The organism is Microbacterium sp. (assembly GCF_032084865.1).
Taxonomy (GTDB): domain Bacteria; phylum Actinomycetota; class Actinomycetes; order Actinomycetales; family Microbacteriaceae; genus Microbacterium.
On the sequence record NZ_DAMDLU010000145.1, the window covers coordinates 1 to 7,188 of the forward strand.

The 7,188-nt window shown below is 69.6% G+C and carries 8 protein-coding genes; 3 read left to right on the plus strand and 5 right to left on the minus strand.

Going from position 1 to position 7,188, the window contains the following annotated elements; all coding sequences use genetic code 11:
• On the plus strand, positions 1-593 hold a 593-nt coding region (locus tag RT309_RS12685), incomplete at its 5' end, for a TCP-1/cpn60 chaperonin family protein (protein WP_313357567.1).
• Between the two features lie 66 nt (positions 594-659).
• On the opposite strand, the gene RT309_RS12690 is transcribed toward RT309_RS12685, so the two are convergent.
• The 4 genes from RT309_RS12690 to RT309_RS12705 all read right to left on the minus strand — a co-directional run bounded on the left by RT309_RS12690 (position 660) and on the right by RT309_RS12705 (position 4,091).
• Positions 660-947 (minus strand): WXG100 family type VII secretion target, encoded by a 288-nt coding sequence (locus RT309_RS12690; protein WP_313357569.1) that lies wholly within the window; start codon positions 945-947, stop codon positions 660-662.
• A 118-nt stretch (positions 948-1,065) separates the two neighbouring features.
• Positions 1,066-2,784: a HAMP domain-containing sensor histidine kinase gene (locus RT309_RS12695; protein WP_313357571.1), complete on the minus strand. Its 1,719-nt coding sequence runs from the start codon at positions 2,782-2,784 to the stop codon at positions 1,066-1,068.
• 22 nt (positions 2,785-2,806) lie between these two features.
• Positions 2,807-3,499, minus strand: a complete 693-nt coding sequence (locus tag RT309_RS12700; RefSeq protein ID WP_313357573.1) for a response regulator transcription factor — start codon at positions 3,497-3,499, stop codon at positions 2,807-2,809.
• 55 nt (positions 3,500-3,554) lie between these two features.
• A complete protein-coding gene (locus RT309_RS12705; protein ID WP_313357574.1) occupies positions 3,555-4,091 on the minus strand; it encodes a TetR family transcriptional regulator in 537 nt (178 codons plus the stop codon).
• 106 nt (positions 4,092-4,197) lie between these two features.
• Between RT309_RS12705 and RT309_RS12710 the strand changes: the two genes are divergently transcribed.
• Positions 4,198-5,118 carry an alpha/beta hydrolase gene (locus tag RT309_RS12710; RefSeq protein WP_313357576.1) on the plus strand — a complete coding sequence of 307 codons (921 nt, stop codon included), beginning with the start codon at positions 4,198-4,200 and terminating at the stop codon, positions 5,116-5,118.
• Positions 5,119-5,283: 165 nt separating this feature from the next.
• Here the strand turns inward: RT309_RS12710 and RT309_RS12715 are convergent, their stop codons facing one another.
• A complete protein-coding gene (locus RT309_RS12715; RefSeq protein WP_313357578.1) occupies positions 5,284-6,924 on the minus strand; it encodes a DNA repair helicase XPB in 1,641 nt (546 codons plus the stop codon).
• 73 nt (positions 6,925-6,997) lie between these two features.
• Here RT309_RS12715 and RT309_RS12720 point away from each other — a divergent pair.
• Positions 6,998-7,188, plus strand: a 191-nt coding sequence (locus RT309_RS12720; protein WP_313357579.1) for a hypothetical protein, incomplete at its 3' end; no start/stop codon positions are given.

A 7,188-nucleotide genomic window follows, 5' to 3' on the forward strand; every position in this document is an offset into this window, starting at 1 on the left:
GTCGCGTCACGCAGATCCGTCGCGAGATCGAGAACACCGACAGCGACTACGACCGTGAGAAGCTGCAGGAGCGCCTCGCGAAGCTGGCCGGCGGCGTGGCCGTCATCAAGGCCGGTGCCGCGACCGAGGTCGAGCTCAAGGAGCGCAAGCACCGCATCGAAGACGCCGTCCGCAACGCGAAGGCGGCCGTCGAAGAGGGCATCGTCGCCGGTGGTGGCGTCGCGCTGCTGCAGTCGGCCAAGGTGCTCGACACCCTCGAGCTCGAGGGTGACGAGGCGACCGGCGCGAACATCGTCCGCGTCGCAACCGGTGCTCCGCTGAAGCAGATCGCGATCAACGCGGGCCTCGAGCCCGGCGTCGTCTCGCACAAGGTGGCCGAGCTTCCCGCCGGCCACGGTCTGAACGCGGCCACGGGCGAGTACGGCGACATGTTCGCACAGGGCATCATCGACCCGGCCAAGGTCACCCGCTCGGCGCTGCAGAACGCCGCGTCGATCGCCGGTCTGTTCCTGACCACCGAGGTCGTCGTCGCCGACAAGCCGGAGAAGGCTTCGGCCATGCCGGCCGACCCGTCCGGCGGCATGGACTTCTGATCCCGAGGATCTGAAGCACTGCATCGAACGCCCCCTGCCTCACCGCAGGGGGCGTTCTGCGCGTCATCAGCGGAACAGGCTCGCGGAGTACTGATCGGCATCCGCGTACTGCGCCGCGGCCGAACCGAGCGCGCTGCTGATCGATCCCAGCACCTGCTCGACGTGCATCTGAGCTCCCCGCCACTGCTCGCTGCACTGCTGGAACGCGGCGGCCGCGGCACCGGTCCATGACGACTGCAGCTGGGTCAGCTGCGCCATCAGCGCGGCCGACTCGCTCTGCAGCCGCTCCATGGTGGCGTAGGCGGCGCCGTTGGCGGCCTGGACGGCGTCGGTGTCGACGGTGAAGACGGACATGGGGTCTCCTCTCGATGGGCTTTCGAGGCTAGACGTCGCCGCAGCGGGGGACGACGCCGATTTCCGTTATCCGTGCACAGCCCGCCCGGCGCCTGGACTGTGCAGAGTCAGTCGACGCTCAGCGGTCCAGTCGCTCGATCGGCTGCGTCTCCTCCAGCAGATGGGCGGGCGTGGACTGCGCCGGCGCCAGCGGCAGGGCGACGATGAACGTCGCACCTCCACCCGGCGTCGCCTCGACCGAGACGGCGCCGTGCAGCGATTCGACGATCGATGCGACGATCGCGAGCCCGAGGCCCGAGCCGCCCGTCTCCCTCGCCCGGGAGGTGTCGGCGCGCCAGAAGCGCTCGAAGATCTGCTCGCGGATCTGCGGGGGGATCCCCTCGCCGTGGTCGACGATCGAGATCGTGCCCACGCCTCGCCGGCGATCCGCTCCCACGACGAGCTCGATCGGACTGTCGCCCGGTGAGAACCGGCGCGCGTTGCCGAGCAGGTTCGTGATCACCTGGCGCACCTTGTTGTCCTCTCCGAGGACGATCGGGGGCGTGCGCACCGGGGCATCCGTCGCCTCGGTGAAGTCGATGGCGGGCACCGGCGTGGCCGGCCGGGGGCGTCGACGCAGGCGGGCCAGCGGATTCGCCGGACGGGTGGTCGCCGAGCGCGGCGGCTCGGGGACCGGGTCGGTGCTCGACGACTTGCCATGCAGGCGGGGGGTCTCGTGCTCGTCTGCGGTGGTGTCGACGACGGTGATCGTGCGTCCGGGAGCCGCGACCCGCAGATCGAGCGCCGCATCCCGTGCGATCGGGCGCAGGTCGAGCGGCTCGATCTGCAGCTCGCGCGACCGCTCCTCATCGAGGCGGGCGAGCGCGAGCAGGTCCTCGACGAGCACTCCCATGCGGATCGCCTCCTTCTCGATGCGCTCCATCGCGCGCGCGGTGTCCTCCTCGCCGGTGATCGCGCCCATCCGGTACAGCTCGGCGTAGCCGCGCACGCTCACCAGCGGAGTGCGCAGCTCGTGGCTCGCGTCGCCGATGAACCGTCGCATGTTCTGCACGGTGCGGTCGCGCTGCGCGAGCGAGCGGTCGACGCGATCCAGCATGGTGTTGATGGCCCAGTTCAGCCGGCCCACCTCGGTGGTCGGCTCGAGGTCGGTGAGGCGCTGGCTGAAGTCCCCGGCCGCGATCGCCATGGCCGTCGACTCGACCTGCCCGAGCCGGCGGAAGGTCAGGGTCACGAGTCCGCGGGTGAGCAGCGCGGCCAGCAGGATGGTGACCAGGGCCACCGTGGTGTACACGGCGACGTAGGTGGCAACGATGCGGTCGGCTTCGTCGAGCGGCAGCGCGACGATCTGCACGTAGGTGAGACCCTGGGGGTCCTGCGCCGACTGCGCCGAGGCGACGGCGCTGTACGTCTCACCCTCCTCGCCGTCCAGGGTGATCACCTGATCGCCCTGGCTGACGGCGTCCTGCAGCGTGAACGCGGCGGGGAACTCGGGGCGGGTACCGGACGCCTGACCGCCCGCCTCCGCGACGAACTCGCCGCTCGCCGTGTAGAACGCGACCATGAATTCGGTGGGACGCGGTGCGATCTCGGCCGGCTCGAAGACGAGCCGGCCGCCGTCGGCCGACACGTCGAAGAAGCGCTCGGCCTGACCGGTGGTGGCGAGGGCCGGCAGCTGCGCGTCGATGTTGTTGATCATCGCCCCGCGCAGGATCGGCACCGTGCCGATGCCGGCGATCATCAGGCCGAGGGCGAGCACGGCGACGGTGACGCCGGTGACCTTGGCGCGCAGGCTGATGCGCCGCCACCACAGGGTGACGGAGTCGGGCTCGCCTGCCATGACCGCCTCGGCTCGGAATCCGCTACGCGGACTTGCCGACCTTGAGCATGTAGCCGAAGCCGCGCTTGGTCTGGATCACCGACTCCTCGGTGTGCGGGTCGATCTTGCGACGCAGGTACGAGATGTAGCTCTCGACGATGCCCGCGTCGCCGTTGAAGTCGTACTCCCACACGTGGTCGAGGATCTGCGCCTTCGACAGCACCCGGTTCGGGTTCAGCATGAGGTACTTCAGCAGCTTGAACTCGGTGGGGCTGAGCTCGATCGGCACCTTGCCGACGAAGACGTCGTGGGTGTCCTGGTCCATCGACAGCTCGCCGGCGCGGATCAGCGATTCCTCATCGGCCTGCATGGTGCGGCGGAGGATCGCCTGGGCGCGCGCGACGATCTCGTCAAGGGCGAACGGCTTCGTCACGTAGTCGTCGCCGCCGGCGTTGAGGCCCTCGATCTTGTCCTGCGTGTCGTCCTTCGCGGTGAGGAAGAGGATGGGGGCGGTGAAGCCGGCGCCTCGCAGGCGCTTGGTCACACTGAACCCGTTCATGTCGGGGAGCATCACGTCGAGGATGATGAGGTCGGGCTCCTCCTCGAGGACGGCCGAGATGGTGGCCGCTCCGTTCGCCACGGTCCGCACCGTGAACCCGGCGAAGCTGAGACCCCGGGAGAGCAGGTCGCGGATGTTCGGCTCGTCGTCGACGACCAGGATTCGCGCATCAGTCATGACCCCATTATGGTGACTGCGGCCCTGCGGTGGCTGATTGGGTTCGGCGCGCGGGTCAGGATGCCAGGGCCGCATCCACCGCGACCGCGACGACCTCGGCGATCGGAGCGTCGGGGTCGACGGTGATCCGGTGCAGGAGCAGCCCCTCGCACGCCGCCATCAGGAACGGCGCGCGAGCGGCAGCCGGGGGGCTGCCGAGTTCGAGCAGGATGCCGTGGATCCACGCCTCCATGCCGAGCCGCTGCTCTCGCAGCGGCTGCGCGGCGTCGGCATCCGCTTCGAGGAACAGGGCGTATCGCGCCCGGGTGCGACCGGCGAGGGGGCCCGACTGCACCTCGATCATCCGGCTCAGGGCGCCCACGAGGTCGTCGCGGGAGCGGATCGCCGAGGCCCCGGCATCCTCCCGCTCTGCGGCTGCCATCCCCTCGATCACACCGGCGATGAGAGCCGCCCGCGTGCGGAAGTGGTTCGATGTGGAGCCGGCGGGAAGTGACGCCGCGGCGTCGACCCTGCCGTGTGTGAGCGCGCGGATGCCCTCGGCGCCGATGAGATCGACCGCCGCGTCCTGCGCGCGTCGTCGGGTGCTGCTCACACCTCGAGCCTATTCGCTACTACTTCCATAGTGATAAAATACTACGAACATAGTAACCTGGCCGCAGGGCCGATGACGACCCGCTGGAGCGACTGGGAGGCTCATCATGGATGTACCGTCATCGTCGAAGACAGCGCTCGACCGTGACTGGTCTCCGCCGCTCCCGCCGGCGGCGGGCTTCGAGCACCTCATCGTCGAGACCCCCGGACTGCGCAGCCACGTCGCCGTCATCGGCGACGGAGAAGCCGTGCTGATGCTGCACGGATTTCCGCAGCACTGGTGGGAGTGGCGGCGCGTCGCGCCGCAGCTCGCCGCCCACGGCTACCGCGTGATCTGCCCTGATCTGCGCGGCTCCGGCTGGACAGAGGCGGACGACCCCGCGATCCGTCGCACCTCGATGCGCGCGGATCTCATCGCGATGCTCGATGCCCTCGGCGTCGAGAACGCACACGTCGTGAGCCACGACCTCGGTGCCGTCGTCGCCGGTCAGCTCAGCTACACCCACCCCGAGCGGGTGCGCACCGCCGTGCAGTTCGCGATGCCACCGGGGTTCATGACCTTCAGCCCGAAGCTCCTCCCCGCCTTCAAGCACATGCCCCCGCTGCTGACGCACCGGGCGGGACGGTCGCTCGCGTGGCTGTTCGGGCCCGACTACGCGGCGAAGCCGATGACCGACGACGTCGTCGACGGGTATCTGCGCGTGCAGGGACGCCCCGGATTCGACGCCGCGGTGCGTGCGCTCTACCGCGGCATGATCATCCCCGAGGTGATGCGCCTCGCGAGCGGGCACTACAAGAGGCAGCGGCTGCACCCGCCGACGCTCGCGGTGTTCGGCCGTGAGGACGGTCCGTTCGCCGAGCAGACGGTGCGCCACATCTGCCGCGGACAGGATCGGTACGCCGACCGCTTCGACCTCGCCTTCGTCGACGGCGCCGCCCACTTCGTCGTCGACGACGCGCCGGATGCCGTCGCCGGGCTCTGCCTCGACTGGTTCGCCCGTGGGGGAGATTCCGAAAGGGCGGGGTAACCTCGGTCGCATGGTCGACGGCGGCGAGGAACAGCACGGCGACAGCGCCTGCTGGCTCTCGCAGGTGTGCCCCGAGTGCGGTGCACTGCTCGACGACCTCGCGGCCCCGTGCTGGCGCTGCGGCGTGAGGCCCGGGGACGAGACCGGCTGACGTCGGGTTCCCGCTCAGGCGGCCAGGTCTACGGCATCCATGATCGTGTAGCTGTACCCCTGCTCGGCGAGGAAGCGCTGACGGTTCTGCGCGTAGTCCTGGTCGATCGTGTCACGGGCGATCAGCGTGTAGAAGCTCGCGGTGTGGTTCGACTGCTTGGGTCGCAGCAGCCGGCCCAGACGCTGCGCCTCCTCCTGGCGCGACCCGAACGAGCCCGACACCTGGATGGCGACCGACGCCTCGGGCAGGTCGATCGAGAAGTTCGCCACCTTCGACACCACGAGCAGGGAGATCTCGCCCTCGCGGAACTGCCGGTACAGCTGTTCGCGCTCGTCGACCGGAGTCGCCCCCGTGATCTGCGGGGCGTTCAGCGCCTGCGAGAGGCTCTCGAGCTGATCGAGGTACTGCCCGATGACCAGGATGCGCTCGCCGGGGTGCTTCGCGATCAGCTCGCGCACCGCGGTGATCTTCGCCGGGGCGGATGCGGCCAGACGGTAGCGCTCGTCGTCGGTCGCGGCGGCGTATTCGAGCCGGTCGCTCGGCGGCAGGTCGACGCGCACCTCGTAGCAGGCGGCGGGGGAGATGAAGCCCTGCGCTTCGATCTGCTTCCACGGGGCGTCGAAGCGTTTGGGCCCGATCAGGCTGAACACGTCGCCCTCGCGGCCGTCCTCGCGCACGAGCGTCGCGGTGAGTCCGATGCGGCGGCGCGCCTGCAGGTCGGCGGTCAGCTTGAACACGGGAGCCGGAAGCAGGTGCACCTCGTCGTAGACGATCAGACCCCAGTCCATCTCGTCGAGCAGCGAGAGATGCGCGTACTGACCTTTCCGCTTCGCTGTGAGGATCTGGTAGGTCGCGATCGTGACCGGCTTGACCTCCTTGGCCTGACCGGAGTACTCGCCGATCTCCTCGGGGGTGAGCGAGGTGCGCCTGAGAAGCTCGTCGCGCCACTGCCGTGCCGAGACGGTGTTCGTCACCAGGATCAGGGTCGTCGTCCGGGTCGCGGCCATCGCGCCCGCGCCGACGATCGTCTTGCCCGCGCCGCACGGCAGCACGACCACGCCTGAGCCGTCCTTTGCGAAGGCGTCGACCGCCTGGCGCTGGTACGGCCGCATGGTCCAGCCGTCCTCGTCGAGGTCGATCTCGTGCGGGGTTCCCGGGGTGTAGCCGGCGAGGTCTTCCGCCGGCCAGCCGATCTTCAGCAGCTCCTGCTTGATCTGGCCGCGCGCCCACGCGTCGACGACGTAGCTGTCGGGGGAGGGGTGCCCGATGAGCAGCGGCTGGATGCGCTTGTTGTTCGCCACCTGGGCGAGCACGGCCGGATCGGTGGAGCGCAGCACCAGCAGACCCTCGTCGTCGCGTTCGATCACGAGCCGGCCGTAGCGGCCCACCGTCTCCCGCAGGTCGACGGTCACCGAGGGCGGCACGGGGAAGCGCGACCAGCGATCGAGCGTCTCGAGCATGTCGTCGGCGGTGTGCCCGGCAGCGCGGGCGTTCCACAGCCCCAGCCGCGTGATGCGGTAGGTGTGGATGTGCTCGGGCGCGCGCTCCAGCTCGGCGAAGATCGCCAGCTCGTGCCGAGCGGATTCGGCGTCGGCATGCGCGACCTCGAGCAGCACGGTGCGGTCGCTCTGGACGATCAGGGGGCCATCAGACATAGCAGACCAGTCTACCGGGCGCGGGCACTGCGGGTCTGACCCCGGTCAGCTCGACGGTGTCCGCACCGACACGATGCTGCGAACCGGTCAGCTCGACGGTGTCCGCACCGACACGATGCTGCGAACCGGTCAGCTCGACGGTGTCCGCACCGACACGATGCTGCGAACCGGTCAGCTCGACGGTGTCCGCACCGACACGATGCTGCGAACCGGTCAGCTCGACGGTGTCCGCACCGACACGATGCTGCGAACCGGTCAGCTCGA

What these genes read in the sequence shown, in the direction of transcription:
- RT309_RS12690 (WP_313357569.1), bottom strand. Translation starts at nt 947, where the DNA reads ATGTCCGTCTTCACCGTCGACACCGACGCCGTCCAGGCCGCCAACGGC.
- RT309_RS12695 (WP_313357571.1), bottom strand. Translation starts at nt 2,784, where the DNA reads ATGGCAGGCGAGCCCGACTCCGTCACCCTGTGGTGGCGGCGCATCAGC.
- RT309_RS12700 (WP_313357573.1), bottom strand. Translation starts at nt 3,499, where the DNA reads ATGACTGATGCGCGAATCCTGGTCGTCGACGACGAGCCGAACATCCGC.
- RT309_RS12710 (WP_313357576.1), top strand. Translation starts at nt 4,198, where the DNA reads ATGGATGTACCGTCATCGTCGAAGACAGCGCTCGACCGTGACTGGTCT.
- RT309_RS12715 (WP_313357578.1), bottom strand. Translation starts at nt 6,924, where the DNA reads ATGTCTGATGGCCCCCTGATCGTCCAGAGCGACCGCACCGTGCTGCTC.